This window comes from Enterococcus sp. NBRC 3427 (assembly GCF_007996925.1).
Classification (GTDB): Bacteria; Bacillota; Bacilli; order Lactobacillales; family Enterococcaceae; genus Enterococcus_B; species Enterococcus_B lactis.
This window is the reverse complement of the sequence record NZ_BJLL01000037.1, coordinates 1-26,896: the sequence shown is the minus strand read 5'-3', so window position 1 is coordinate 26,896 and position 26,896 is coordinate 1. Positions and strand designations below refer to the sequence as shown.

Annotated in this window: 26 protein-coding genes; 10 read left to right on the top strand and 16 right to left on the bottom strand. The window is 38.8% G+C overall.

Features of this window, described 5'->3' with window-relative positions:
- Positions 1-79 precede the first annotated feature (79 nt).
- The 4 genes from ESP02_RS08890 to ESP02_RS08875 all read right to left on the bottom strand — a co-directional run bounded on the left by ESP02_RS08890 (position 80) and on the right by ESP02_RS08875 (position 1,942).
- Positions 80-646 carry an N-acetyltransferase gene (locus tag ESP02_RS08890; protein ID WP_002346106.1) on the bottom strand — a complete coding sequence of 189 codons (567 nt, stop codon included), beginning with the start codon at positions 644-646 and terminating at the stop codon, positions 80-82.
- 54 nt (positions 647-700) lie between these two features.
- The gene (locus ESP02_RS08885; RefSeq protein WP_002308376.1) at positions 701-880 is read right to left on the bottom strand and encodes a hypothetical protein; all 180 of its coding nucleotides are present in this window, start codon (positions 878-880) and stop codon (positions 701-703) included.
- A gap of 76 nt (positions 881-956) precedes the next feature.
- On the bottom strand, positions 957-1,466 hold the full coding sequence (locus tag ESP02_RS08880; RefSeq protein ID WP_002373973.1) for a hypothetical protein: 510 nt from the start codon (positions 1,464-1,466) through the stop codon (positions 957-959).
- Positions 1,467-1,561: 95 nt separating this feature from the next.
- Entirely contained in the window at positions 1,562-1,942 is a 381-nt protein-coding gene (locus tag ESP02_RS08875; protein ID WP_002313429.1) for a VOC family protein, read from the bottom strand.
- Positions 1,943-2,273: 331 nt separating this feature from the next.
- Here ESP02_RS08875 and pnuC point away from each other — a divergent pair, with 331 nt between their 5' ends.
- Positions 2,274-3,023, top strand: coding sequence for a nicotinamide riboside transporter PnuC (gene pnuC, locus ESP02_RS08870; RefSeq protein WP_002287078.1), 750 nt, complete (start codon positions 2,274-2,276; stop codon positions 3,021-3,023).
- 43 nt (positions 3,024-3,066) lie between these two features.
- Here the strand turns inward: pnuC and ESP02_RS08865 are convergent, their stop codons facing one another.
- Both ESP02_RS08865 and pcp read right to left on the bottom strand, forming a co-directional pair.
- A complete protein-coding gene (locus ESP02_RS08865) occupies positions 3,067-4,344 on the bottom strand; it encodes a hypothetical protein (protein ID WP_002373975.1) in 1,278 nt (425 codons plus the stop codon).
- Between the two features lie 78 nt (positions 4,345-4,422).
- A complete protein-coding gene (gene pcp / locus ESP02_RS08860) occupies positions 4,423-5,067 on the bottom strand; it encodes a pyroglutamyl-peptidase I (RefSeq protein ID WP_002287081.1) in 645 nt (214 codons plus the stop codon).
- A 293-nt stretch (positions 5,068-5,360) separates the two neighbouring features.
- On the opposite strand from pcp, the gene ESP02_RS08855 reads away from it, so the two are divergent.
- The 3 genes from ESP02_RS08855 to ESP02_RS08845 all read left to right on the top strand — a co-directional run bounded on the left by ESP02_RS08855 (position 5,361) and on the right by ESP02_RS08845 (position 8,587).
- The gene (locus ESP02_RS08855; protein ID WP_002373977.1) at positions 5,361-5,762 is read left to right on the top strand and encodes a lactococcin 972 family bacteriocin; all 402 of its coding nucleotides are present in this window, start codon (positions 5,361-5,363) and stop codon (positions 5,760-5,762) included.
- An 85-nt stretch (positions 5,763-5,847) separates the two neighbouring features.
- Complete coding sequence (locus ESP02_RS08850) at positions 5,848-7,794, top strand: hypothetical protein (protein WP_207711916.1); 1,947 nt, start codon at positions 5,848-5,850, stop codon at positions 7,792-7,794.
- Between the two features lie 106 nt (positions 7,795-7,900).
- Positions 7,901-8,587 (top strand): putative bacteriocin export ABC transporter, encoded by a 687-nt coding sequence (locus ESP02_RS08845; protein ID WP_002373981.1) that lies wholly within the window; start codon positions 7,901-7,903, stop codon positions 8,585-8,587.
- Positions 8,588-8,764: 177 nt separating this feature from the next.
- Here ESP02_RS08845 and ESP02_RS08840 read toward each other — a convergent pair whose 3' ends face one another.
- Both ESP02_RS08840 and ESP02_RS08835 read right to left on the bottom strand, forming a co-directional pair.
- Complete coding sequence (locus ESP02_RS08840) at positions 8,765-9,709, bottom strand: DUF979 domain-containing protein (RefSeq protein WP_002373987.1); 945 nt, start codon at positions 9,707-9,709, stop codon at positions 8,765-8,767.
- Position 9,710: 1 nt separating this feature from the next.
- Complete coding sequence (locus ESP02_RS08835; protein WP_002308360.1) at positions 9,711-10,397, bottom strand: DUF969 domain-containing protein; 687 nt, start codon at positions 10,395-10,397, stop codon at positions 9,711-9,713.
- Positions 10,398-10,870: 473 nt separating this feature from the next.
- On the opposite strand from ESP02_RS08835, the gene ESP02_RS08830 reads away from it, so the two are divergent.
- The 3 genes from ESP02_RS08830 (at position 10,871) to ESP02_RS08820 (ending at position 13,027) form a co-directional block, all read left to right on the top strand.
- The gene (locus ESP02_RS08830) at positions 10,871-11,191 is read left to right on the top strand and encodes a multidrug efflux SMR transporter (protein WP_002308356.1); all 321 of its coding nucleotides are present in this window, start codon (positions 10,871-10,873) and stop codon (positions 11,189-11,191) included.
- Between the two features lie 160 nt (positions 11,192-11,351).
- Entirely contained in the window at positions 11,352-12,257 is a 906-nt protein-coding gene (locus ESP02_RS08825; protein WP_002373991.1) for an ABC transporter ATP-binding protein, read from the top strand.
- The gene (locus ESP02_RS08820) at positions 12,254-13,027 is read left to right on the top strand and encodes an ABC transporter permease subunit (RefSeq protein ID WP_002373993.1); all 774 of its coding nucleotides are present in this window, start codon (positions 12,254-12,256) and stop codon (positions 13,025-13,027) included. Before ESP02_RS08825 ends, ESP02_RS08820 begins: the two co-directional genes overlap by 4 nt.
- Positions 13,028-13,203: 176 nt before the next feature.
- Here the strand turns inward: ESP02_RS08820 and ESP02_RS08815 are convergent, their stop codons facing one another.
- The gene (locus tag ESP02_RS08815) at positions 13,204-14,628 is read right to left on the bottom strand and encodes a basic amino acid/polyamine antiporter (RefSeq protein WP_002306103.1); all 1,425 of its coding nucleotides are present in this window, start codon (positions 14,626-14,628) and stop codon (positions 13,204-13,206) included.
- A gap of 209 nt (positions 14,629-14,837) precedes the next feature.
- Between ESP02_RS08815 and nrdI the strand changes: the two genes are divergently transcribed.
- Positions 14,838-15,284 carry a class Ib ribonucleoside-diphosphate reductase assembly flavoprotein NrdI gene (nrdI, locus tag ESP02_RS08810; RefSeq protein ID WP_002306102.1) on the top strand — a complete coding sequence of 149 codons (447 nt, stop codon included), beginning with the start codon at positions 14,838-14,840 and terminating at the stop codon, positions 15,282-15,284.
- Positions 15,285-15,353: 69 nt separating this feature from the next.
- Here nrdI and ESP02_RS08805 read toward each other — a convergent pair whose 3' ends face one another.
- From ESP02_RS08805 to ESP02_RS08780, 6 genes are all read right to left on the bottom strand, one after another.
- Complete coding sequence (locus tag ESP02_RS08805; protein ID WP_002308350.1) at positions 15,354-17,336, bottom strand: glucose PTS transporter subunit IIA; 1,983 nt, start codon at positions 17,334-17,336, stop codon at positions 15,354-15,356.
- A gap of 13 nt (positions 17,337-17,349) precedes the next feature.
- Positions 17,350-18,246 (bottom strand): N-acetylmuramic acid 6-phosphate etherase, encoded by an 897-nt coding sequence (murQ, locus tag ESP02_RS08800; protein ID WP_002306098.1) that lies wholly within the window; start codon positions 18,244-18,246, stop codon positions 17,350-17,352.
- A 2-nt stretch (positions 18,247-18,248) separates the two neighbouring features.
- Positions 18,249-19,310, bottom strand: a complete 1,062-nt coding sequence (locus ESP02_RS08795) for a DUF871 domain-containing protein (RefSeq protein ID WP_002373997.1) — start codon at positions 19,308-19,310, stop codon at positions 18,249-18,251.
- 211 nt (positions 19,311-19,521) lie between these two features.
- On the bottom strand, positions 19,522-20,049 hold the full coding sequence (locus tag ESP02_RS08790; RefSeq protein WP_025478463.1) for a histidine phosphatase family protein: 528 nt from the start codon (positions 20,047-20,049) through the stop codon (positions 19,522-19,524).
- 66 nt (positions 20,050-20,115) lie between these two features.
- Positions 20,116-21,618 (bottom strand): ABC-F type ribosomal protection-like protein Eat(A), encoded by a 1,503-nt coding sequence (gene eat(A), locus ESP02_RS08785; protein ID WP_025478464.1) that lies wholly within the window; start codon positions 21,616-21,618, stop codon positions 20,116-20,118.
- A gap of 258 nt (positions 21,619-21,876) precedes the next feature.
- The gene (locus ESP02_RS08780) at positions 21,877-22,998 is read right to left on the bottom strand and encodes a glycerate kinase (protein WP_002374003.1); all 1,122 of its coding nucleotides are present in this window, start codon (positions 22,996-22,998) and stop codon (positions 21,877-21,879) included.
- Between the two features lie 125 nt (positions 22,999-23,123).
- Here ESP02_RS08780 and ESP02_RS08775 point away from each other — a divergent pair, with 125 nt between their 5' ends.
- Positions 23,124-24,065: a 2-dehydropantoate 2-reductase gene (locus ESP02_RS08775; RefSeq protein WP_002374006.1), complete on the top strand. Its 942-nt coding sequence runs from the start codon at positions 23,124-23,126 to the stop codon at positions 24,063-24,065.
- Positions 24,066-24,207: 142 nt separating this feature from the next.
- On the opposite strand, the gene ESP02_RS08770 is transcribed toward ESP02_RS08775, so the two are convergent.
- Complete coding sequence (locus tag ESP02_RS08770) at positions 24,208-25,104, bottom strand: hypothetical protein (RefSeq protein ID WP_010732040.1); 897 nt, start codon at positions 25,102-25,104, stop codon at positions 24,208-24,210.
- Between the two features lie 268 nt (positions 25,105-25,372).
- Between ESP02_RS08770 and ESP02_RS08765 the strand changes: the two genes are divergently transcribed.
- A complete protein-coding gene (locus tag ESP02_RS08765; RefSeq protein WP_002374011.1) occupies positions 25,373-26,713 on the top strand; it encodes an amino acid permease in 1,341 nt (446 codons plus the stop codon).
- The last annotated feature ends 183 nt before the right edge of the window (positions 26,714-26,896 follow it).

Here is a 26,896-nt window from a genome sequence, read left to right as displayed (position 1 = left end):
TATTAAAACCTATTCAATTTTTAGTAACAATTATTCTTCTTTACACTAGTATTATTTTTTTACTATTTGACCATTTAAATCAATTTAATTTCTTTTGCATATGATCATAAAGATGACCACTGATCATCCGCTGACCGACCACTTTGAAGCCATGGCGTTCATATAATTTTTTAGCCTTTGGATTTTTTTCATCCACACTCAGTCCGATGACGGAGCGATTCGCTTTCTTCGCCAATTTAGGTAATGCTTCTAATAATCGTGAACCGATGCCTTGCCCTCTAAAATCTTCTGATACACTGATAGAATCCAAATACCATTCATTGGGAAACGTTTCTTTATCAATGAACAAACGTGTAGACGCATCTAACTGATATTTTTCTAAGATAGGTACCAGTGGCTGATCGATGATTGCTTCTTCTTCATCTGTATAACCGTAAGCAACTCCTGCAACTTTACCGTCTATTTCTTCTACGATACCTCGTGAATAACTGTAGCGATAATTAGGATCAGTGATTGCTTCTTCTAAAATCTCTAAAGTCTTTTGTTCCCCTGTCTGCTTCAAAAATGGCAATTCCATGTCTTTTAGAATTACTAAGATCAATGGGGCGATTTCTGGAGCATCTTCTTTTCTCGCAAAACGAATCATAGTTTCCTCTCCTTTTCTCCATTCTAACATGCAGAAAAAGAAATCGCAAAATCGTTATTTTAAAAAATCTTCTATCTTTTCAGTAATGAAATAACCATGAGTAACGATTCTTGCCGCTTCAGTTCGGCAATAAGGGCAGACGATTGGCATTTCTTTATCATTATGTTCGACTACATTATTGACTTCTTCGTATGCAAATTTTTTCCCGCAATTAGGGCATTTCATTTTTTCCATGTTATCTCAACTTCCTTTCATCTTTACCCTCTTAGCTTACTCTTATATTGAAAAAAAGAGAAGCAATAGCCTTTTTCTATGCAGATATCCATACCTGTTGAGTCTGTTTTCCATCAATTAATTGGACTTGATAATACGGACGTTCATCTTTAACTACAATCGCCCACTCTTTCACTTTTGCTTTTTTCCCGTAGTAGCTGACTGCTTCTTTCATCGCTACTTGCGGTTGCTTGAACTCTTCCGTTTTTTCTATATCAAATAAAGGTTCTGCTGTTTTTTCTGTATGATTCCTTACAGTTGCTTTCCCAGTGGACGGATTGACTGCTATGACTTGTCCTTCACAAAAAAACTGGTATTCATATGTTGCATTCGTAGGATTATCCAATTCTTTTTCCACTGCAAAATGGATAGAAGATATATTGTGTTTTTTTATTTCTTTTTTAGCGATTGCTGCTGCTTCGTTCAATGAGATCCGATATTCTTGATCACTAATATCATCCAAGTGAAAAGCGGCGCTGAGCAATCCTGTCATACCGGTAATCAATATTACGATGAGGGCAGCAGCACCAAACATCATTTTTTTCATTCTTCATTCTCCTGTTTCTTTTTTTTAAAGAATATCAAGAAATGAACGAACGAAAAATCGAATGAAACGAAAAAAAAGTGACAATTTTGTTATCTTTATTCGTGTAGTTCTAACGGCAACCCGTCTGGATCAAAGAAAAAGGTCATTTTTTTACCTGTAAACGTATCTTCTCTTACCGGTTCAGATTCGATCCCTAGGGAATGCAATTCTGCAATTGTTTCTTCGATATCGTCTACTTTGAAAGCAAGATGACGCAAGCCACAAGCTTCTGGATAGTTTGGTCGTTGTGGCGCATTGGCAATTCCAAAAATCTCCAATTCGGCACTTCCTAGTTTCAGATCTAATTTATAGTCATCTCGTTCTTTGCGGTAGTTTTCTCTGATTACTTCAAATCCTAATTTATTAACATAAAAATCACGTGATTTCTGATAATCTGAAACAATGATGGCTACATGATGGATCGTTGTAAGGTTCATATGAGCACTCCTATTCTTTGTTTAAATTCACATCTACATTATTCTCCAGTTCCATTGTAAATGTGTCAGCTTGAAAAAAATAGCTGTTTTTTCTTTTTATAAGAAAAAAGGCAAAAAAAAAACAGAAAGTAGGTCCTCCAAGACACTCTTCCTGTTCCCAATATAATAAATGAAAGTAAGAAATTATATTTTCAAGAAAACAAACAGAAAATTATCATAACACAAATTATTTATAATTGAAAGACTAGTTTTTTTTCAAGAAAAGCATACAATAGATTGTGTTAGTAAATACAGAACACACTACATTTAGTGTCTTAAGGAGTCCTCATACATGAAGTCATATTTTCAGTTTTTAGCTCATCAGCTAAAAGGCTGGCCGCAACAAAATTATTATCTTTTCTTTTTCAGTCTTGGCTGTCAGGTCATGACTCTTGTCAATAGTCCCATCACTTGGCTGTCCGTTATCACATTTATCGGTACCACGCTTGGTGTACTGTGTATTTTATCCATCAATGCGGCAAAATCAGTCAACGGTATTTTAGGTATTTTGTCTGCGATTTGTTTTATTATCGTTGGATTTTCAGCAAAGAACTATTTAAGTATCGGTGAACAGATTGCTTATATGATCACATTGGATATCCCCGTATTGTTAAGCAAAGAATGGAATCATAATATGGCTTCAAAAATCCGAAAATTCACTGGAAAAAGCTGGTTTATCGCAATCATCAGTACTTTCCTTGTCTATCTTGTTTCAGGATTCCTGATTGGTCGTTATACAGATGATCCTCGCCCATGGGTAGATGCCATTGCTTTTTCCATTAGCTTGACTGCTGGTATCATCAGTTTCTTGCGTTACAATAACCAATATTACTGGTGGTTAGCTTCAGGGCTTGCACAAATGGTCCTTTGGTATATTTCATTTACGCATGGATCTGCAAGTTTGGCGATGTTCGTGAACAGCTCTGTTTACTTGCTGAATGATGTCCTTGCATTTACCGTTTCTCCTTGGTATAACCAAAAAGAACGTGAACGTATGCAAAAAATGGAAGAAGAATACTACAACGCACAACAACACGCATAAAAAAGCTGGCTTTCTCTCTAAAAATAGAGAGAAAGCCTATTTTTTATAGTAATTCCTTCAGATACTTTCTTGCCTCATCATTGAAACGCAGTGATTCTTCTAACTTCTGATAATATTCTAACGCTTGTTTTTGCGCTTCAGTAAAACGATAATGTTTTCCTTTCCATTTGTCGATTGTCTCTTGTACATTCCCAGAATGGATATCCTTCACTACTAGCTGCCATTTTTCTTTTGAGACTGTGTGCCCTTTCTTATCAGCAAATTGTACGGCTTCTCGTTCTTTACGCAATACTTTTAAAAAACCATTTCTGACTATCCGAGGAATGCTGTCGAAGAATCCTTCCGTAAAACCATAGCGACAATATTGCTTCCAAATAAATAGATAGATTTTTGGTTGGATGAACCGTTGTTTTTTCGCAAAATATTCCATCTGAGCAATGACTTCTGGTGTTCGCTGACGTTTTGTCTTTCTCAATGCGGAAATAAACGTTTCAAAATAAGCATTAGGATGTGCTGGCACTTCTTCATAAACGATGGATTGCCAATCTTTACGTAAAAATGTGCGATAGTTGTTCAAGAATTCTTCTACATCCTTTACTAATTCTTCTGCAAAGTCGTCAAACAGTTCTTTCTTTATCTGTCGCTTTTTTGGCTGCCCATTGATGTGTTCACTGATTTTCTTGATTTCATTTTCCAATGCTTGATAATCCGCTATGTAAATCGGCATTTCTGCTTGGCGAAATTCTGCGAGACGCTGTGCTAATTTTATATCCGGTAAATATGGCTGTTTCATCCGTCGATTTTGGTATAGGACAAAACAGTATTTTTGCCATAGTTCTTCAGGAAAATCGATATTCTTTTGCTTAAGCCATAATAATTCATCTAAGGCCAGATCGACTTTTGTCATTCCCTGATGGATCGAAGCTGCTACTGTCGGAGAAACATGCAGGTGATCGGCAAAGTGGTTGATACCTAGCTTTAGGATCTTTCCGGTTTTTGGCGATTTGACGATATATTGCACTTTTAATTCTCTCCCACATTCGCAATACAATTTTTGCTGGCTTCGTTTTGTTCGAAAAAACGGATTGATCTTGAAGTCAGAAAACACCCAATCTGTTGCGGCCAAATAATGTTCTTCCATAAAACGAGAGCTGATTAGATATCGGCGGTGCTTATCGACTAGTTCCCGCTGTTTTTTTGTTAATTTTGCATAGATCTCCCAACGTTGACTGCTTGTGTATTGTTTAGAGATCTTAATAGGATAGCTTTTGTTGATTTCTTTTGGAAACCATTCTTCAAAGACGGATTGCCATTCTTCCACGGCTATTTCTTTCCTTTCTAATTACAAAAAGCTGGCTACTAACATAACGTTAGCAACCAGCCAGTGTTTCTTGCTAAATTAGTGAGTTGTTCCGGCATTCCCGGAAATATCTTCTTTATTTTCTACTGCTGCTTCAACTGCATAAGTCAAAGAAGAAGCAATGTCTTCCAGAGACATAGAAGGTGTACCCACTGGACGATCGATCACTTGATCTGGTGAGAATGGTACGTGGATGAACCCACCGCGAATTGCAGGGAATTGCGTTTCGATCAAATGAAGCAAACGATACATGATATCGTTGCAGACAAATGTTCCTGCTGTATAAGAGATGTACGCTGGTAGACCATGATCTTGTACATTTTTTGTCATTGCTTTGATTGGCAATGAAGTAAAGTAAGCGGCCGGACCGTTTTCTTCTAAAGCCGTGTCGAACGGCTGATTTCCTTCATTATCAGGGATTCTTGCTTCTGCTAGATTGATTGCGACACGTTCAAACGAGACTGCTGACCGTCCGCCTGCTTGTCCGACACAGATCACGACATCTGGTTGGTGCTGTTGGATGGCTTCTTTGACTACTTGACTGCTTTTTTCGAATACGGTCGGCACTTCCACTTTGATGATTTCAGCACCGCTGATTTCATCTGGCATTTTCTTTACTGCTTCATAGGCTGGATTCACTTTGTCCCCACCAAATGGATCAAAACCTGTTACTAGTACTTTCATCTGTTGTTCCTCCGTCCGATTGATTTAACATATGGTTATCTTTTATCTTACCATTTTCCTTGAACAGCGTAAATAAAGGAAAGAAGAGTTTAAATAACATAACAGAGCAAACTTAATATATTCTTATAAAAAAATGGTGTTCCACTACTTTGAAAGCGGATTATTTTACTATAAAATAAAGATTGTCTGATGGAAATATCACCTATACCATTTATTAAAGAAAGGAAGTAAGAAATGAAAAAATAACATTAGTTTGCAAAATAGGACTTCTTTTAGGAAGTACCGTCATTAGCATGGTGCAAGCAGAAGTACATGCTGACACAGTCACAGACTCAAAAAACGAAATACGGATAACCGAACAAATGCCTCGATCAGGCGGGGTCATTTTGGATGATAGCGGGAAAGTGATTGGCACGACAGATCCCTCTCTCATAACAGATGTCCCTTTAGAAAGCAGAGGATCTGTCCATATCCACCGCGGACATTGGACATACGGGACACATAGTTGGCCTGTTATGCCAATAGGACAAAAACGTGCTTGGTCAAATTTCAATCATTATGATAAATTCCACTATGCAACAGCAGTGGTTGGAGGTAGAAGATATACTGCTTATGCTGACCGTAACATGTATGCCTATGCCACTGTAGTAGGTGATAGCAAACACACAGGCTTAGCGTATTACGGCTGGTGGTAATCCATCTTTAAGTAACTACACTGATGTTTTCATCAGACATCATTAAAAAATTGCTACTTATTTTAACAGTAAAGGATCACATTTCATGAACAATAAACTTATTCGGTTGAATTTATTCGTCCTTTTTTCTATCCTTTCATTTATGATTTTCTTTTATGTCCAAGAGGTGGCACAAGAAAGGATCATCGCCGACAGCTATTCACTTCCTGAACAATACCAATCGTTCGATCTACCTCGAACGATCCAAGACGATCGACAAAATTTTACGAGAAATCTGACCATTTTGCTCGAAACGGCAGAAGAAGAACAGTTGAACGTACTTTTTCGTGAAACAAATTTCACACCCAAAATCACGAACGGAAAGCCTGACCCAAGTATTGATTTAGTCGTGATCGACTATTTTTCCAATGAGACTGATTTGAGAACGCTGCTGAATCATCCTTCAGCAAAACACCTCTCAACCCAACACTATACGATCAATTATGCTTCATTCAATAATCATCCATTGATAGAGCTGCCTTCCTTTAAAGAAGCGACGAAATTTGTAGAGAGCCAAAATTCAGAGCAGGTATCCGCGTTCATCGAAAGCTTGACGACTAAGTATAATGAACTCTATCAACCTTCATTCACGGTGCAGGATTTTCAATATACAGATTATCCAGAAACCATCATATTGCTTGATCATCGCCCTGTGAGAAACCTGATTGTTATCAGTCTGATCTTCTTTCTGTTATTCACCGCTCTATGGCTATTCGACAATGCAAGGAAGTTGTCGATCCTACGATTGAACGGACTCTCTTGTGCGACGATCTTGTATAAAGTACTGATAAAACATCTACTTTTCCTGTTCGGATCGTGTTGTTTGGTCCAGCTAATTTTTGATCCATCAATCTTCCTTTTGAACATGTTCCACCAATTCGCTTTTTTTACCGTATCTATCATTAGTTTGCTATGTGTCATTTATTTCTTATGCACCACTTCTTTTGTGGAGAATCTAAATAGGAAATCGTATGCCAGAACTTTTATTTTTTCACTTTATTTCTTCAAGACCATCGCCTTCGTCTGGTGCTTGGCAAGCGTCCTTACACTTGTAGAACTGGTCAATCTGTCGCTTCTTCCTTCTACGTATCCGGATGAATTTTCTGAGTATGCAGTATTTTATAATACCTATTCAGGGAAAAACAACCATGAAGTCATCAGTATCGAAAACAATGTATTAAGCGCCCAACAAGACCGCTTGTATCAATATCTAGAAGAAAACGGGATGTTACTGATTGGTACAGTCAGTTACTTTATGGAAGAAAAAGAAATCAACCGCAAAATTTGTGTAAATGTCAATTATTTGCAAAAATACCCGATCATCAGCGTAACTGGACAAAAAATAACGATCTCTCCAGAGGAAACACAACGTGTCTTTCTAGTACCGGAAAGATTGGAGAATCAGTTCCAAGAAATCAAAGAACATTATTTGCATGGTTACTTTCTGGATGAATCACAAGCTGATTTTTATCTCATCCGGTCCAAACAAGAGATCCATACATTCCATCCAGATGAAGAAATCATTTACTATCCGAATGTCATCGAAGTCCAAACAAGAAACAACAGTGCGGGAAACCTTCGGCAAATCATTACAGGTATGGGGCACTTCGATCCGGTGAAAGTCCCTATCACTCAATCGGTCGAGGAAACATTCGAACCGATCAAAAAGGTACTGGAAGAAAATTATTTATTGGACAACTACCCAGTCCTCACTCCGCTTTCAGAAATCAAAAAAGTAGATTTACAAAGAGGTCTTGGCGGAATCAAACAACGTAGTCTGGAAATTCTCTTCGCTCTTTATCTTTTGATCACGATGATTGCTTATCTCGTGCTGATCTCTTTGAAGATCAAAAAGCAGAAATATACGATTTGGCGATTGAATGGTATTTCCATGATCAAAACTTATCGTATGATTTTCTTGCCGTTTTTCATACAATATGGTGCATTGGTTTTATATACGACTTTCATGGATGCGCCTTTTGCTTGGCTCTAAAGTCTGATACTTTTTTCTATCTTAGAGATAGGAATGATTTTCTTCACCTTGCACCGTTTGGAAAGAAAAGAAAAAGCAACTATATTAAAAGGAGAATGATAGTCTGATGTCTCTCATCCAATTAGATCATGTAACGAAAACCTACAAACGAAAACTTGTCCTGGATGCTGTCTCCTTGTCGATCGATCAAGGAGAATTTTGGACGATCCACGGAAAAAGCGGTGCAGGAAAATCCACCTTATTGAATCTTTTGGGACTCATTGATGCATTCGATGAAGGAACGGTCTCGCTCTTTGGAAAAAATGCGCCGAAAATCAACAGCAAAGCAGCTCTTTTACTACGGAGAAATAAAATCTCCTATCTTTTCCAAAATCATGGATTGATTGAAGATGAAACGATCATGGACAATTTGAACATTCCCTTCATCTATCGAAAGACCAGACGAAGAGAAAAAATCAAGCTGCAGCAAGAAGCTCTTGCCAAGGTATCCTTAGACTATCCATTGAAAACAAAAGTTTATCGTCTTTCTGGCGGAGAAAAGCAACGCCTAGCTTTTGCCAAACTTCTACTAGAAGACAAAGAACTGATCCTAGCAGATGAACCCACTGGCTCTTTAGATAACGAGAACCGTAACCATATCTTGAATCTGCTATTCCAACAGCATCGCGCAGGGAAAACAGTCATCGTTGTGACCCATGATCCTTATATCATCGAAAAAAGTCCACGCTCTTTTTCGATAGATTCGTGGCAGGAAACTAAAAAAAGAGGTTGTGAAATCAGCGCCCTGACCTGAGTATTAGAAAAACAAAAAGGGGGTGTGACTAGTGTCACACCTCCTTTTCCGAATAAATGGTGTTCCAGAAGTAGCTTCTTCGAAAAATAAGCCGAAATGCCACAAAAATTCGAGAAGCCATTTTGTCAATTTCTTCTTATTTCTTGAAGCTGACCACTTTTGGCACAACCTCTTCTTTTATTTAAATAAAATCATGTAAGCAATTTGGAAAACCAGCATAAATAACGCAATAAACAACTGGTTTTTGATCACGCCGTATTTGTCTTTCATCTCCAGCATCGCCACTGGTACGATATTAAAGTTAGCAGCCATTGGTGTCAGCAAAGTTCCACAAAAACCGCAAGTCAACGCGACCATTCCTATTAACGCTGGATTCGCTCCATGGCTAAATACGAATGGTGCACCGATACCAACCGTCATCACGGTGATAGCCGCAAATGCATTCCCCATGATTACCGTAAATATCACCATGCCAAGAGCATAAATGATGATACCGATGTTCACATTTCCTTCTGGAACGATCGTACCTACGGCATTGGAAATCACTGTTCCAACTCCGGCACTTGTAAATACCGCACCAAGAGAAGCTAAAAGCATTGGCAACATACTTAACGGCCCTACTGTGCCCAGCATATCTGCTGCGTCATCTAAAAATGTGCTTGGGCGATTATCTCGAGAAAAGAACATCAAGATCAGCATAGCCGCAAAAACACCGACACCCACACCGACTAAAGCACCTAAATTGGTGAATAAAGCAAACAAGATCGCAAAGACACCGATACTCAAAGCTGGAATAAATATTTTCATTCCTAGTTTGTCTGACATTTTTTCCATATATTCTTTTGATGGAAGCCGGCTTTCTCCTTTGCTGACTCTCTTAGCAATCGCGGGTATGGTCATCGCAAAGATCAAGCCGCCGTTCACGATTGCCGGAAGCCATCTTCCTCCTGCAATAACTACCCCTAAAACCGTCCAGAAAAAGGCTGAGCCGTAACGATGAGGATTGGTTTTATCTGTTAAGTTTCTTACTCCAGTGTAAATCAACACAAGTCCCATCACGATATAAAGAATCTCCAATAATTTATCGCCTAACAAAATATCAGGATTTGTAAAAAAGTCCATCTTATTGCCCCTTTCCTGAATAATATTTCTTCGCTAGCTTCTTTTCTTTAAGATAGAAATAGACACTTGCCACGACTAAAGCTGTGATAGCCACTGGAACTTCCACTAAAGCAAGCTGTCCCAATGTTACGTCATATCCTAGATCTTTCAATGTGGATTGGACTAGCAATGCCCCTGCTCCTCCGATGAACAGTACTTGTCCAAAGAACCAGCAGACATTTTCCATAGCTGAAGCCATCCCTTTTAGTTCTTCTTCATGCTTCGGATGCACTTCTAACCCTTTTGATTCGATGGTTCCCAATGCCATAGGTAGAATGATCGGACGAACAAATCCAGCAACTCCACCAAAACTCACGTTAAAAGCTGCAAAGATCATTCGAAAGATCCCATAAATATCTACGATCATGCCAGCAGATACTTTCTTGAATCGCTTGATCAAGGAAGCCGCTGATTCTTTCAGACCATTTCTTTCAAGTGTTCCTGTCGCCAACATAATGATGATGAAAATCGCCATCCCACGATTGTTCACAAAACTTGTGCCTAAAAGTTCTAACATTCCTTGAATGCCAAGACCGCCAGTCAAAGCTGTCACAACTAAAGCAACCATTACGATCAATATCGAGTCTAATTTAAATGCGAACCCGAGAATAACGATCAAGACGCCTAAAAGGCTAAGATAATTTTCCATGTATTTTCCTCCATAAAATGACAATATTTTTTTAATTATAATGCAAAACACGTAAAAAATATAGCTGTTTTCTCACGAAATAGACACTATTTTTAAATATTTTTCGTTATTTTTTTATTATATAATTCACCTTACTTATTGTAAGATAAAGCTTTTTTCAATCTAATGCTCGATAATAGATAAAAACAAGGAACAGCTACCGTTTTTTTTAAATTATTTATAAATAACAGATTAGTTCTATGCTGTTGAAAAGCATTTATTTTCTTTTCCGCTAATGATGTATCCATCAATGCTTGATGCACCTTACTAAGAAGAATCAGATTGCCGATAACTTGTTAGGTGTGCTATACTACAGAAAAAGATATACGATCTGCCACCGGGTAGGATAAAGAGGATGATCATTCCATTAGGTCTTTGAAGGGATGATTTTCCTCTTTTTGTGTATTTTTTTATAGTTAAGGAGGAATGTCAGTATGGCATGGATGGAATTAATCATAGCAGGGATTTTGGAAGTATTCTGGTCAACGATGATGAAATGGAGTGATGGTTTTTCCAAAGTCAATTATTCTTTCTACACAGTGATTGGCATGATTGCTAGTTTTTACTTTTTGTCAAAGGCAATCAAAAGTTTACCGATGAGTCTCTCTTATCCTATTTGGACAGGGATTGGCGCAGTTGGTTCGGTCATTATTGGTGTGGTCTTGTTTCATGATAAGCTGAATCTTTCCACTTGGTTCTTTGTCGGGTTGTTGCTCATCAGCATCATTGGCATCAAGATCACTAGCGGTCATTAGATATTTAGACAAGCAGACAAGGACTGATCAGAAAAAGTGGGGCTTTTTATTTGATATTCCTCTTTCTATGAAAAAACAAGAAAATAAGACTAATGACCTAGCGACTTCTCTACTCATCAGGTGTATGCTTGTACTATCTATAGAAAAGGAGTGAATATTTTTGAAAAGTCTTTCGGTCCAAGAATTATCCAAGAACTTTGGTCACAAACAAGCCCTCAGCGATGTCAGTTTTAGCTTATCTCCTGGCAAAATCGTTGGATTAGTAGGTCCTAATGGCGCTGGAAAAACAACGATCATGAAAGCTATTTTAGGACTGATCCATTACTCAGAAGGAACGATCCGTATTGGTGAAAATGAGATTTTTCCCTCTAGTCATAAAGGATTAGAACAAGTAGGAGCATTGATCGAATATCCGGGTATCTATCCATTCTTAACAGGTTATGATCATCTGAAGTTATTCTCTGAAACAAACGATGTATCTGCTATCGACACTATCGTGAATCAGCTCAAGATGGAAAAGTACATTCACAAAAAAGCGAAATCCTACTCGTTGGGAATGAAACAAAAATTGGGAATTGCTCTTGCCTTACTGAACCATCCATCTATCGTTATTTTAGATGAGCCGATGAACGGTTTGGATCCACAAGCAACAAGAGATGTGCGAAAAATCATTACCGACTTGGCTACTCAGGGCACCTCTTTCTTGATCTCCAGTCACTTACTCAGCGAGCTTGAAAAAATGGTCGATGAGCTGATCCTGATCAATCAAGGAAAGATCATCAAACAATGTACAATGGCTGAATTGAACCAAACAGCGCAAGATTTCATCGTTATCTCTACAACAAATGATCAAGCTGCTCGAACGATCTTGACAGACGCTGGATATCCCTTGGAAGATCCTGATAAAATCAAGCTTCTAAAAGAAAACGAAGAATTATTAGGAACTGTGATCCAGTTATTGTCTGCAGAAAATATCCATGTGACAGATGTTCAGCATCTGACGAATGATTTGGAATCTTCCCTATTGGAAATTCTGGATTCAGTAAAGGGGGAAGAGGAAAAATGACATTGCTTGTAAAACAAGAATTATTTAAATTGATCAAGAAAAAGTCAACTGCTGTTTTATCTGTTCTATTAGTCGCTTTGCTCATAGGAACAGCACTTCTAGCCAAAAAATACACGACGATTATTGATCCAGTTGAAATGACTGCTCAGCTTTTCAGTGCCACATCTTGGATTGTCTTTATCATGATTGCTGCTGCAAGTACGATCATTTCAATGGAATCACAATATGGTACATTGAAAAATCTCCTTTATCGAAAGTATTCTCGAGGAGAAATATTAGTAAGTAAATGGATCACATTAGTTATTTATTCTATTTATTTATACCTTTTAGCTATTATTGTCACCGTGTTGATGAAACTGATCCTTTTCCCTTCGATTTCCTTTACGGAGAAGATTTCTACTGGTCAGACACTAATCCAAAGCTTGTTCACTTATACTTTGGGTAGTTATATCGGTTTATGGCTGATTTTAAGTTTAGTGTTGATGATTGCTTGTTTTATCAATAGTTCCGGTGCCTCCATCTCAGCAGGGATCGTCTTTTATTTTGCTTCATCAATCATATCTGGTATCCTCATCGCACTCATTCAAAAATGGGAGTGGGTCAAATGGAATCCAATCAGTATGCTGAATCTGCAAAACCAAATTGGCAACGAAGAGACCATGAAGCAATGGACTCATCTTTCTACTAATCAAATGCTGTTTGGCAATTTAGCTTACATTGCTTTGTTCTTAGCATTGGGATACCTCGTATTCAAGCGAAAAAATGTATGATGGTTCATTAAAAAAGAGGTTATGACAGAAGTGGTCAGTTTCAAGAAATTTCGGCTTATTTTTAGAAGAAGCTACTTCTTGAACACCATTTATTCAAAAAAAGGAGCAGTGACACCATTCGTGTCACCGCTCCTTTTTTTGAATAAACGACAGGCTCACAGCCTCTCTTTATACTTCTATACGTGAAGCATCCCAGTGGCAAATAAAACCATTGCGATTACTCCGACCATCGTCACACCGATAAGTAAAATCTTATCTAAGTGGATATGTTGTACAGGTTCGTTTTGCTCTTTACGTGCTTTGAGGTAAAAATAAATGCCTGGTAAGAAAAGAACAAGAACAAGCATCACTTCATTAAAGGCTACGACGAGCATGGCCCATACTTGAAAAGCACTTGCTAAAAACCCTACTAAAAATTGGACCCATTCTTTCCGCTGATAAGAAAGCTTCATTTGGTACAGCCCTAAGAAAAGCCACGTGAAGAAAATCGCTGCTGTACCAAGTGTATAAGCAAAGTTATACGCACTGTCAGTGAATAATAATGAAAGTAAAAAGACATTCGTACATAACGTCGTCAATACGATAGCATAAGTTGGTGCCCCATTTTTGTTGAGTTTTCCCCATGCTTTAGGCAAAAGTCCGTCCTCAGCCATATTCCCCATTGTTTCAATCGGCAAGATCGTCCATGAGAGCCAAACCCCAACTAAAGAAATGATCAAACCGCCGTTGATCACGACCGCCCCCCATTTACCAACCATCATTTCAAATACATATCCCATAGCAGGTTGCGCTTTGATCGTTTGCAGCTGATTCATCGTCATTGTGCCATATGGAAGCATGGAAACCAAGACGTAAATAATGATCAAACCGAATATCCCTAGAATCGTTGCTTTCCCAACATCCGATTGTTTTTTTGCTCGTGAGCCTACGACAGAAGCTCCTTCAATACCAACGAATACCCAGAGCATCACCATGATGCAACTCAATACTTGACTAGAAAACGGGATCGGCTGCCCATTCGCATTCAATATGATATCGCTAGAAAAGTTATTAATGAATTGTTGGATCGAAAAGGTGCTGATAGCTACTACAATAAATAAAAATAATGGCACTAATTTACAAAATGTGACGATAGCATTGACAAAGCTAGCATTTTCAACTCCCCGATTCACTAGCCATGCATATCCCCATAAGAAGATCGTACTCATCACGATCGATGCCACATTTTGACCACCTTCGAATACGGGGAAGAAATAACCTAATGCACTCATCAACAAGGTTGCGAACGCCACGTTTCCTAACCAGCATGTGAGCCAGTAACCCCAACCGCTGATAAAACCAGCGAAACGGCCAAAACCTTCTTCTGCGTAACTAAAGATCCCGCCTTTTAAATCTGGACGTTTTTTATTGATATTATTGATCGATAAGGAGAGCATCAACATTGCTGTTCCTACGAGTACCCAGCTGAAGATAGCTGGGCCACCAGCCGATCCGGAGATGTCCGTCATAATACCAAATACGCCACCTCCAATCGCTGAACCAATCACTAAGGCAGCAAGTGGAATCAAACCAATTCCTTTTTTCTGTTGCTCTGTATCCATGTAAGCATCCTCCAAAGTAAAACCGCTTTTATCAAAAAGTATAACAAACCTTTTTTATTTTTACTTAATTAATAAAAACTTTAATAGAAATATAATTCTACCGACTTTTTTCTCATTATACAAGCAAAGCGCCTAGTCCCTTTCCAAATTACACCACCAAAAAACTTAAAAAGATGCTATACTAAAGGGAAAGAATTGGGGGATGATCCATGAACATTTTATATATATCGATTTCAGGAAATACGCGTGCTTTTGCCAAACATCTAGCAGAATATGCTGAAAAAATGCATGCAGAAGATCCTGTCAATCCTGAAGTTACTTTAAAAGAAATCCATGAAAATAGTGATTTTACGAAAGAAACAGAACCATTTTTTACTTTCGTTCCTACTTATTTAGACGGCGGGAATGGGTTAGACAACGGTGACACAGAAATCTTGACCGAAACGATGCGCGAATATCTGGAATACGAAGACAATCATAAACTTTGCCTTGGTGTAGTCGGTAGCGGTAATAAAAACTTCAATAATCAATATTGTCTGACAGCCAAACAATACGCACAAAGATTCGGCTTTCCTTTCTTGGCAGATTATGAATTACGGGGAACACCATCTGATGTGGCACGCGTTTATCAAATTTTGGCAGAAAAAAATAAATAACACAAAAGAAGAAGCTGAAAAATAGATTTCGGCTTCTTCTTTTTATGGTCTCTATTGTTTCTATTCTTATTAAGCTTTGACATCCATCACAGGTGCTTTTGCTTTCGCTTTACCTGTTTTTTCCAAGACAAAGTTTTTTACACGATCCATATTGGTTACCAAGACGATCATGGAGGTTTCTTTGTCTGCTGCTTTGATTGCTTCTAGGTCAGCTTCTGCTACAAGCGTATCAGGTGTCACTTGCTGTCCTTCTGTTACTTTCACATCGAATGGCGTACCGCCTAAGTCAACTGTGTTGATGCCCATGTGAAGCAAGATTTCTAAGCCATTTGGTGTCGTAATGCCGATAGCGTGTTTTGTTGGGAAAACAGAACTTATTACTCCAGTAACCGGAGAATAGATATGTCCGTTTTCTGGTTCTACAAAGTAACCTTCACCCATCATTTTTTGTGCAAAAACTGGATCACTTGCTTTATCTAAAGAAACTACTGTTCCGTCAGCGACTGATGAGAGGATAGTCACACTTTCAGCTGAAGCTTGAGGTACTGCTTTTTCAGGTACTTCATTTACTGTGGCTGTTTCGGTCGCTAGTTCTTCTTTTTCTAAACGGTCTTTAGGAATACCGAAGAAGAATGTAGCAACGAATCCACCAGCGTAAGCGGCCAATAAACCAAGGATATAGCCTAACCATTTACCATCAGAGATCAATGGGATCAAAGCGGCTCCTGAAGGTCCAATAGCGATTGCTCCGACATTTCCAATCATTCCGATCACTGCCCCACCGATACCTCCACCGATACAAGCAGTAATAAATGGACGTCCTAGAGGTAATGTTACTCCGTAAATCAATGGTTCGCCGATCCCTAAGATTCCGACTGGTAAAGCCCCTTTGATCATTTCTGTTAATTCTTTGTCTTTTTTGCAACGGATCCATAATGCCAATGCTGCGCCCACTTGTCCTGCTCCGGCCATCGCAAGGATTGGAAGCAATAAGGTACGACCAGTTTCATCAATCATTTGTACATGGATTGGCGTCAAGATCTGATGTAGTCCGAACATGACCATTGGCAAGAATAATGTACCTAGAACGAAGCCGGCAAATGCTCCTCCAACACCAAGTACCCAGTTGATCCCACCGACCATGCCGTCAGAAATGAACCCTGCTAAAGGCATGATGAAGAAAATCTCGATCAGACCGATGGCAATCAGTGAAAGAGTTGGCGTAACGATGATATCTACCGCATCAGGTACTACTTTATGCAGTTTTTTCTCAACGATTGACAATAACCAAACTGCGAAGATAACACCTAAGATCCCGCCTTGTCCAGCTGCAAGAGCTTCACCGGTAAACAAGTTTTTCAGTGGTGCTTCCGGATTCATCCCTGTCAGCATCACAACAGCCCCGATAACTCCACCAAGCGTTGGCGTTGCACCAAAAACTTGTGCAGCATTGATACCTGTATAGATAACTAGATAGCTAAACATCCCGTTTTTCAAGATGTTCATCACATCGATATATTGTTGCCATGTTCCTGCGTCTAGTGTTCCAGCTGTGACTAAGTTTGCTAAAACTGCGGCAATCCCTGCCACGATCCCAGTGCCGACAAATGCAGGGATCATTGGTACAAAGATATTAGAGATGTCTTTTAATACCGATTTGATTTTAGAGGGTTTCTGTTTCGATTTTTGTGCCGCTTTCATTTCTTGTGCCCGTTCGTTTACACGGTCTTTTCCAGATGCAGAAGAACTTGCTGTAGTTGCACTAGCAGAAGGAAGTTTTTCTCCTAATTTCACGCCTGCTAAGTCAACCATTTCCTGCGCTACCTTGTTCACTTTCCCAGGTCCGATGATGACTTGGAGCTGTTCATCCTCTACTACGCCAAGTACTCCTGGAATCGCTTTTAATTCCGAGACATTTACAAGATCATCATTGATGACCTTCATACGTACACGAGTCATGCAGTGGACAATGCTTTCAACATTGCCCATACCGCCTGCTCCTTGATAAATTTGTTTTGCCAGTTCTTCCAAAGTCAATTCGTTTTTTGCCATGGTCTTTTCCCCCTCATAAGGTTCCTTTTACAAAACCGTTTGCTTCAGCTAATTTTGCTTGAGCTGCCTCTTTATCACTATTTGTCAAAATCATGACGATAGCCAGTTTGACATTTTGATCTGCTTCTTCAAAGTACTTTTCAGCTGTTTCGTAGTCAGCTTCTGTCGCTTGCATGATGATTCGTTTTGAGCGTTCGATTAGTTTTTCATTTGTTGGTTTGACGTCGACCATCAAGTTATTGAATACTTTACCGATACCGATCATACTGATAGTAGAAATCATATTCAAAATCAGTTTTTGTGCTGTTCCTGACTTCAATCGAGTAGAGCCTGTCAAAAATTCTGGTCCTGCATCGACTTCGATTGGGAAATCCGCATGCTTGCTGATTTCTGCTTGTTTATTGCAAGAAATCGTTCCTGTAACAGCACCAATCGATTTTGCGTAATCTAATCCACCAATCACATATGGTGTACGACCGCTAGCTGCGATACCAATAACTATATCATTTTTTGTTAAATTCAGCTTGATTAGATCTTCTTGCCCTAATTCATAAGAATCTTCGGCTCCTTCGACGGCTACAGTCATTGCTTCTTCTCCACCAGCAATTAGACCTATGACCATTTCCGGTTCTACACCGAATGTCGGTACACATTCAGCAGCATCTAATACACCAAGTCTACCACTCGTTCCAGCTCCCATATAAATCAACCGACCACCTTTTTTAAAGGATTCAATCGTGTTGGCGATCACTGGCTCGATACTTGTCAGTTCTTTTTCAACAGCAGCGGCCACTTTCTGATCTTCTTTGTTCATTAGTTGGACTGCTTGAGAAATACTCATTTCATCTAATCCAAAAGTTTCTTGGTTTCTGCGTTCCGTTGTTAGGTTCTCTAAATTGATTTTGCTCATTTTTATCTTCCTTCTTTTCTTATAAATTGATAGTTCATACCAGCTTTGATTTGGTTGATCAGCGGTAGTTCTTCTTTGATGACTTTGGCTACTACATTCACTTTTTCATCCGCTGGCAAATCATATTTAGTTAATTGGATCTCGCCCATATAGCGCAAATACTTTTCGTTATCTAAAGTAATAGATCCTTTCATACGCTTAGCTGTATTTCTTACTGGGATTGGCGGAATCTCTCGAAAACGCGCATCTGCGCTTCGTATGACATCTCTTGCATCATCTTGCCGATTCGTATGTTTTCCTAATATATATTCGTAAAAATCTTCATCTACAGGTTCCGTATGGAGCAAGACTGTCTGTTCTTTTTGGAAAGAAGCAAATTGCTCCTGAACGTGTTCTGACAGACCTGCATCTCCGATATAAACAATATCCGTGTTACTTGCTAATAGATCAAGAGCGCCTGCAAGAGGATGGATTCCTCGATGTTCTTCCAAAGTCGGCAATCCCTGATACAGTGGACCTCTCAACTCTGTATCTCCTGGTACAAAACCTTGGACAAGGAATCCTTGAGTTTTGAGCCATTGATTTTTTTCCTGATACCATTCTTTGTCCAGCCCTGTTTCAGGACGTGGATAATAATTATGCCAAGCTTCGATCTGTGAGAAATCAGCCTCTGCTTCTTTCAACTCATCGATATCTTTAGGCGTGATCGTGCTGGCATTCAAACTGATTTTCAATTGATGAGACCAGTCAGCGATCTGCTGATTAGAAATATGATAATCCATTCTTAACCCTGTTACACCAATTGCTTTCAAGGGTGTTAGATCTTCTAATGAAAAGCCAGCTCGTTTCAATGCCTCTCCTGAAATATCGACCATCAACTCTAGTTTATTCTTTTTCGCTTCGCTTCCTAGTTCGATCAATCGATTTTGATAAGCCGAAACATCATCTTCCGGTATATGCATGGAAGTGAAAATACCGACAAAGCCATTGGATGCCATTTGGCGGATATACTGTTTCTTCTCTTCTGACAAAGAATCATTCATAAATATTGAAAAGCCAAACATATTATCCCTCTTTTTCTGTATCCGTCTTCATTCCTATGACTAGAGTATATATCTAAAGAAACAAAATTTCAATACTTTTATTAAAATAATTAAATTTCATTTCTAAAAATTAGGTTTATACTGCCAAAAGAATTGTCATAACCTAAAAAAAGGCACTGCTAAGCAAAAGCAGTGCCTTGAAACATTTTATTTAAATAACAAAAAATCCTAATTACTCATAAGAAACCAATTCTGTATTGTCTACCATGAATGTAAAGAATCCTTCATTAGGCATCGGATGAAAATAAGCATTGATCACTCTTATCAAGGCATTATGACAGACTAACAAGTAGACATTTTCTTCGTCTTCCATGCATTCTTTCAATAAAGGAACGATCCGTGCATACACATCTAAGACCGACTCTCCATTTGGGAAACGTACAGCAAACGCTAAACGCGCTTTTTGAAAGTTTTCATCTTTGCTTGGCAGTCCATCATAATCCCCAAAATCCATTTCTACCAATCGCTCATCAGCGGTCATTGGCAAATTGAGACGATCAGCTACTGCTTGTGCTGTATCTCTTGCTCGTTGAAGAGGGGAATGGATGATTTTCGTGATCGGAACAGGCAAATCTACTACCTTTTCTGCTAGCGCCTGTGCCTGTATCTGTCCTTTTTCAGTCAGCGGCACATCTGCCCGCCCACAAACTAATCCTTGTGCGTTCCAAGTTGTTTCTCCGTGTCTCGTTACATAAAGCATGTGATTCTCTCCTTCGTTGACAAAGTTCTCCTTAACCATACCTTGTTGTCTTTGAGATTACAAGGTTTAGATTTTCTCAAGAGAAATAATCTCAGTAGATACTTTATCTAGAAAGGTTTGATCATGTTCCACTAGTAACATAGCAGGTTTCACGTTCAAAATCAGTTGTTCTAATTGTTCTTGATTGAAGACATCCAAATAATTCAATGGTTCATCCCATATATATAGCTCAGCTGGTTGTGATAAAGATTTAGCCAATTCCACTTTTTTCCGTTGTCCCATACTCATCTGTTCGATTTTGTTATGAAAAACATCTCTTTCCATCCCAAGCTTTCGGAGATTATTCAAAAATGCTTGGTAGTCTACTCGGTTTTTCTCTGCGAATTCCGCCAATGTCCCTCGATTGTCTTCATAATTTTGACGTACATAACTAATGGTCAAATGTTTGGGCTGGGATTTTTCTCCTACAACCTTGCCGTTGAATGTTCCCAGAAGATAATGGATAATGGATGACTTTCCCGCGCCGTTAGGACCTGAAATTGCTACCCGCTGATGAGGTTCGATCGTAAAATGAACTGGCTCGAATAACAGATTTTCATACCCTAACTGAAGATTTTCTACGCTTAACAGCCGTTTATGATGAGACACTTGGCTATTCATCGTCAAAGCATCGATATACTCGATATCTTTTAATAATTTTTCTTTCTCACTGATCTGGGTTTCCATCCGATTCACGATTGCTTTAGCTCGTTTCATCGTCCGTGCAGCATCAGCGCCTACTGCTCCTTTATTCACTCGCCTAGATTCCGTATCGATGAATCCGACTTTTTTCTTTGTTTTGTCTCCTTCACGGGAACGAGACCATTCTGCTTTTTCTGCCGCTGTTTTCTTTAGCCTGCTGACTTCTTTTTTCAATTTTAAATTTTGAGCTATTTCAAATTCATCACGAAGTTTTTTCTGTTCTTCATAGATAGAGAAATTCCCTTGATAAAGTTCCAGCTGGCTCTTTTCGATTGCTAAAACATGGTCCACTACTTCATTGATAAATCCCCGATCATGACTCACCACGATGAATCCTTGTTTTTTCTTTTTCAAATAAGCCGCTACTTGTTTTCTGCCAGAGATATCCAAATGATTCGTTGGCTCATCGATTAACGGGAAATGAGTGTCATCCACAAATAAGAGTGCCAATAGGACTTTTGTCTTCTCTCCTCCTGATAGTGTGCTGAATTCTCTCCATAAGATTTCAGGATCTGTTTGCATCAGTTGGAGCTCTCTTTCAATTTCCCATATCTCAAAATCCGTAATCTCATTTAATACATAATAGGTTAAACGCTCTTTATCTTTTGTTTGCTGCGGGAAATAGACAAACGCTTGCTGATGGATCACTTGCCCTTGATAAGGGAGTTTGTTTTGCAGGATATTCAGTAAAGTTGTCTTTCCTCGACCGTTTCGTCCGATAAGTCCTAGTTTCCATTGTGTGTCAAAGTTTAGATTGGCTTGTTCAAATAATAATGTGCCTTGGCTGTCATAGCCGAATGTCAGATTTTTTATTTCGATTTTAGACATTATTCCATCACCTCGTAAAAAAAGACCAGTCCTATTTTCAGAACTGGCTAAAGAGGATGCAAGGGTTTGGTGCACACAAAAAGACCCATACATCGAAAGAACCAAGCCAATCCTGAAAATCTGCACACTGCTCCCTTGTCTCCACAAGGTACAGTCTGAATGCAGCTTTCATCAATCGACTTAATTTTTCAATGCACGGATCCCTCACTTTGTCCTATATTTGAAATTACGATAGCATAAAGAAATTGATTTTGTCAACTACTTCGGGAGGATGGTGAAAAATCTGCTGAGTGTCTGTCCTAAGATTTTTGTTTTTTCTAATGTTTGCCTGTGTTCCATTGCTTCCTCTAAATCGATTGGTCCTAATTGAATGCTTAAGACAATGGGGAGAAAATCAGAGAGTCCTTCCAACTCTTGGTCTCTACTTCCGCAAATAGCGATTATTGGTTTTCGATATTTTTTTGCAAGCACTGCTACGCCATATGGAACTTTTCCGTGGATTGTTTGCTGATCAATCCGCCCTTCTCCTGTAATGATGACATCTGCTTGTTCGATCTGTTTTTCTAATCCAGTGATTTGGCTGACCAACTCAAAACCAGAGACCATCTTCGCTCCTAACAAAAAAAGGGCTCCGCCAATACCGCCTGCTGCTCCGCTTCCTGGGATGTCATCTAAATCCACCTCCCAAAAATCTTTTATCTGCTGAACAATCTTTTCTGCTTGTTTATCCAAGAAAGCTAACGTCGTATCCGTTCCTCCTTTTTGTCTTCCAAATTGCCAAGCAGCTCCTTGTTGACCTGTATATGGATTGGTCACATCTGCAGCGATGATCACTTTTACTTTAGAAACAAGAACGTTCCTTCGATCCAAATGAAGTTTTCTAGTAGATAACAAAGGATTTCCTTCTGTGTACCCTTCTAAAGAAGCACCCAAGGATTGGAGTAATCCTAGACCACCATCGCTACATCCGCTTCCTCCTAAAGTGACAATGATTTGTTCCACTTCTTGAAGCAGTGCATCTTTGATAAGCTCTCCCAAGGCATAACTAGAAGCAAGTCGGATGGTTTGATCCGTTGGTTTATCAAGTAAATCTAATCCTAGTACTTGTGCAGATTCAATGACTGCGGTATTTTTTCCTTGCCAGTTCGTCAATAAATAACTGATTTTTCGCTGACGAAATAAGAGATCCATCCCATCAATCGTACGCCAGGTTCCCCCGAGCGCGTAATAGATTGCTTCTGCAGTATTTTCTCCGCCATCTGCAATCGGCACATTGATTTTTCTTCCTTTACGGTCTTCCCAGCCATTTAGAACTGCCTGATTTAATTCAAATGAAGAAGCACTTCCTTTAAATGAATCGATTGCCGCCAAAATATCCATCTATATCCCTCACTTTCTTCTTAAGTAAGACACTTTTTTTCACTTTTTTCAAACAAAACAATGCTATTTTCTTCTGTTTTTCTATATACTAAAAGGGAACTCATTGAATAAAGGAGAGAAAAAACATGAAAATCGCAATAGCTGGAGCCGGAGCAATGGGCAGCCGAATCGGATTGATGTTGCATCAAAGCGGAAATGAGGTCGTTTTGATCGATCGCTGGCCTGCTCACATTGAAGCCATTCGTACAAATGGATTGATTGCTGACTTTAATGGCAAAGAAGTAGTTGCAAAACTGCCAATCTATTCACCAGAAGAAATCATCGAAAGCAACGAACACGTGGATTTGATCGTAGCCTTGACAAAAGCGAATCAATTAGATGATATGTTTCGTTCGATCCAATCCATTATTACTGAGAATACTTATGTTTTGTGTTTACTGAATGGATTAGGTCATGAAGATGTACTGGAAAAATATGTACCAAAGAAAAATATCTTATTTGGAATCACGATGTGGACAGCTGGTCTAGCTGGTCCCGGAAAAGTCACATTATTAGGTGATGGAGAAATCGAACTAGAGAACTTGGAACCAGAAGGCGAAGCATTTACAAAAAAAGTTGTAGAAGTCTTTCAAGAAGCAAAATTGAATCCAATCTATAGTCATAATGTTCGTTATTCCATTTGGCGAAAAGCTTGTGTAAACGGAACATTAAATGGATTATGCACGATCTTGGATTGTAATATTGCTGAACTAGGTGCGCAAAAAGCGGCAGAGGGCATGGTTCGAACGATCGTATCTGAGTTTGCTTCTATCGCAGCAAAAGAAGGAATCACATTAGATCAAGAAGAAGTGTACCAACATATTGCTTCTACTTATGATCCTGACAACATCGGGTTGCATTACCCATCTATGTACCAAGACCTGATCAAAAACCATCGTTTGACTGAAATCGACTACATCAATGGTGCCGTTTGGCGAAAAGGACAAAAATATGATATTGCTACACCATATTGTGCCTTTTTGACCCAATTAGTCCATGCAAAAGAAGGAATCCTTGGCGCAGAATAAAAGGCTCTATGATGAGAATCAGCTGGATCAGCAGCTGGTTCTCATTTTTTAACCCCCATGAAAGATCAAAAAGAAAAACACAATTCTCATGTTGCCATAAGAATTGCGCTTGTTTATTTTCATCTATGATTGGTTGGCACTTTTATTTATTTTTAACAGAGGAAAGATCGTATTCATATTGTTCATAAATAGCGGAGTCAGTAGTGAAAAATCGTTTTGCCCAATTTTCTGCATCAAAAAATTCCAACAGTTCTGATGGGATTGGCTGAAATGGCGTATGCAGAAATTCCGGTAATTCATCTAAATCACGTTCTTGAAGCAAAAAAATATTTTCAGGATGATAAAACTGATAATGAGCTATGGCTTGATTATCTGTCACTAGCTTCTTTTGAAAATACATAGATTCAAACGTTCGCAAAGTCACGCCTTGCTGCCCTTCCCGCAACAGTTCTAGAATCCCGCTCGATTCCCCAGTCTTTTTCAGATACTCTTCATAAGTAAGGTATCCAGGTTGTTCATTTCCTCGAAGCGGAAGAATAAAGTAATTGGTCGTAACACCTCTTTTTGTAAATTCCTGCTTATATTTTTCTGCCCGTTCTTTTCTGCCGTTATTTGTTGCACCAAAAAAAAGATCCGTCTTTGGTTCGCTAGAAGAAAAATCCATATGTTTCGAATAAAAGGAACTATTATGTTTTAGTCCAAGTTCTTTCGCTTCCAAAAAATCAAAATGATAAATCTCATCGATTGCCGGTTCATCTTGTGCCTGTTTCAGCATCGCCTCGTGTTCTGCTTTGAAGTGGTTCCAAAAAAATAACACGATTTTTGCATTGGTAAATGGACGCACGCGTCGAGCCATCTCCATATCAAATCCATAATCTAAAAAAACGATCAGCTGATAATTTGCCAACTGTTGTCGAGCTGATTTAATGAATTCCGACTGTAGTAAATCTTTTCCGGACCAAACATCTAAAGAGCGGATGGAAGGAAAAAAATAAAGTGATTTATTTTTCGCAACTAGCAATACGTCGTTTTTGTTCATCTGTTCCGCCTCACTTTCTCTGTCACTTTTTCCTATGATAGCCTGTTTAAATAGTAAAAAGCCAGTAAAACGCTTCCTATTATTTTTATAAAAATTTAACATTTCTATGAAAATACGATGAAATAAATCATTCTTCCATTAAAATATGCCTAAAAGTTTTCTGAATAGTTGTAATTGTCTGAAAATTTGTTATCATTAGTCATTGTTATTATTGCTATTTATTCTTACTATACATTTTGATTGTGAATTTAAAAGAAAGAGGTTATTTATGGAAGATAAAAAATTGAAAAAACAACTTAGCTCCCGACATATCACCATGCTAGCTTTGGGTGGAGCGATTGGTGCAGGTCTATTTAAAGGAAGTGGCGAAGCGATTGGAATCGCCGGCCCTTCTGTATTGATCGCTTTTTTGATTGGCGGCATAATTTTATATATCGTGATGAAAGGTCTGGGAAAAATCGTTTTAAGTGGTGGCGATACGCACCACGGATTATCTGGATTGATTCGTCCATATCTAGGTGCTCATTCTGCCGATTTTACCGATTGGGTCTACTGGTCCATGTGGATTATCAATATCATTGCTGAAGCTGTTGCAGCTGCTTCCTTTTTACAGTTGTGGTTCCCCCACATCCCAGCTTGGGTATTTGTTTTTATGTTGGCTGTTTTAACTACTATCATCAATCTTTATTCGGTACGATTATTCGCAGAGACAGAATATTGGCTGGCCTTTGCTAAAATCAGTGTCATTATCCTATTGATCATTTTTGCGGCTTATCTTGTCGGTCAGCAAATGTTGGGTACTGGTGTTTTCCCTACCCTTCAACAATTAACTGATCATGGTGGTTTTACTCCCCATGGTATGAAGGGAATCATCAGTTCTTTGCTTGTAGTTATCTATTCTTACGGCGGTTCTGAGCTGATTGCTATCACAGTAAGCGAAGCAGATGATCCTAAACGTGCGATTCCTAAAGCAATCAAAGGCGTCATGGGAAGAATCATTTCCTTTTACATTATTCCTTTATTTTTGCTTTTGATTATTTTTCCTTGGAATACTTTAGCAGGCACGAACGTTAGTCCTTTTGTGATGGTATTTGAAAAAATGAATATTCCATTTGCGGCAGATATCGTTAATTTCGTGATTGTTCTTGCTCTGTTCTCGTCTATCAATTCAGGTGTGTATGCTTCTTCGAGAATTTTGTTCTTCCGCTTGAAAGATCGAAAAGGTTCCTCTAGAAAACTAGCTGTTTTAAACAAGCATCAAGTACCGCAACGTGCTGTGCTGTTTTGTACCAGTGTTCTTTATCTAGGTGTGGCTCTTTCTTATTTTGTCGGTGACAAATTATTTGGCTATCTGGCAGGTTCTCTTTCCTATACAGTATTATTGATCTGGATCATTATCAGTGCTGCGTCCTTTGTACTGGCACTAAGGAAAGGAACGTTATGGGACAAAGGAATCAGCTTTTTTGCATTAGCTGTCTTAGGGTTGATTTTCCTCGGTATCCTATTCACGAACTCCATTGGGGTAACTGTATTGACCGGTTTACTTTACCTGTTCATTTATTTCAGTTATCAAAAAAAGAATGATGCTTTCGTCTTGACGAATGAATGAAACCAATAGAGAATTTTATTCTATTTATATTGAATAGCTAGAGCTATTGAAAAAAGGAGCTGCGACAAAAATTGTTGCAGTTCCTTTTTCCGAATAAACGGTGTTCAAAAACTTACATCTGCGGTAATAAGTCCAGCCAAGTTAAAAACATAAGAAGCTGTTTTTACTTGGCTGTTCTCATTA

Coding starts and splice junctions, on each gene's coding strand:
- pnuC (WP_002287078.1), top strand. CDS start 2,274: ATGAAGTCATATTTTCAGTTTTTAGCTCATCAGCTAAAAGGCTGGCCG.
- pcp (WP_002287081.1), bottom strand. CDS start 5,067: ATGAAAGTACTAGTAACAGGTTTTGATCCATTTGGTGGGGACAAAGTG.
- ESP02_RS08840 (WP_002373987.1), bottom strand. CDS start 9,709: ATGGACTTTTTTACAAATCCTGATATTTTGTTAGGCGATAAATTATTG.
- ESP02_RS08765 (WP_002374011.1), top strand. CDS start 25,373: ATGGAAGATAAAAAATTGAAAAAACAACTTAGCTCCCGACATATCACC.
- murQ (WP_002306098.1), bottom strand. CDS start 18,246: ATGAGCAAAATCAATTTAGAGAACCTAACAACGGAACGCAGAAACCAA.
- nrdI (WP_002306102.1), top strand. CDS start 14,838: ATGAACATTTTATATATATCGATTTCAGGAAATACGCGTGCTTTTGCC.
- ESP02_RS08855 (WP_002373977.1), top strand. CDS start 5,361: ATGGTGCAAGCAGAAGTACATGCTGACACAGTCACAGACTCAAAAAAC.
- ESP02_RS08775 (WP_002374006.1), top strand. CDS start 23,124: ATGAAAATCGCAATAGCTGGAGCCGGAGCAATGGGCAGCCGAATCGGA.
- ESP02_RS08850 (WP_207711916.1), top strand. CDS start 5,848: ATGAACAATAAACTTATTCGGTTGAATTTATTCGTCCTTTTTTCTATC.
- ESP02_RS08820 (WP_002373993.1), top strand. CDS start 12,254: ATGACATTGCTTGTAAAACAAGAATTATTTAAATTGATCAAGAAAAAG.
- ESP02_RS08845 (WP_002373981.1), top strand. CDS start 7,901: ATGTCTCTCATCCAATTAGATCATGTAACGAAAACCTACAAACGAAAA.
- ESP02_RS08875 (WP_002313429.1), bottom strand. CDS start 1,942: ATGAACCTTACAACGATCCATCATGTAGCCATCATTGTTTCAGATTAT.
- ESP02_RS08830 (WP_002308356.1), top strand. CDS start 10,871: ATGGCATGGATGGAATTAATCATAGCAGGGATTTTGGAAGTATTCTGG.
- ESP02_RS08805 (WP_002308350.1), bottom strand. CDS start 17,336: ATGGCAAAAAACGAATTGACTTTGGAAGAACTGGCAAAACAAATTTAT.
- ESP02_RS08770 (WP_010732040.1), bottom strand. CDS start 25,104: ATGAACAAAAACGACGTATTGCTAGTTGCGAAAAATAAATCACTTTAT.
- ESP02_RS08835 (WP_002308360.1), bottom strand. CDS start 10,397: ATGGAAAATTATCTTAGCCTTTTAGGCGTCTTGATCGTTATTCTCGGG.
- ESP02_RS08885 (WP_002308376.1), bottom strand. CDS start 880: ATGGAAAAAATGAAATGCCCTAATTGCGGGAAAAAATTTGCATACGAA.
- ESP02_RS08890 (WP_002346106.1), bottom strand. CDS start 646: ATGATTCGTTTTGCGAGAAAAGAAGATGCTCCAGAAATCGCCCCATTG.
- ESP02_RS08795 (WP_002373997.1), bottom strand. CDS start 19,310: ATGTTTGGCTTTTCAATATTTATGAATGATTCTTTGTCAGAAGAGAAG.
- ESP02_RS08790 (WP_025478463.1), bottom strand. CDS start 20,049: ATGCTTTATGTAACGAGACACGGAGAAACAACTTGGAACGCACAAGGA.
- ESP02_RS08780 (WP_002374003.1), bottom strand. CDS start 22,998: ATGGATATTTTGGCGGCAATCGATTCATTTAAAGGAAGTGCTTCTTCA.
- ESP02_RS08880 (WP_002373973.1), bottom strand. CDS start 1,466: ATGAAAAAAATGATGTTTGGTGCTGCTGCCCTCATCGTAATATTGATT.
- ESP02_RS08815 (WP_002306103.1), bottom strand. CDS start 14,628: ATGGATACAGAGCAACAGAAAAAAGGAATTGGTTTGATTCCACTTGCT.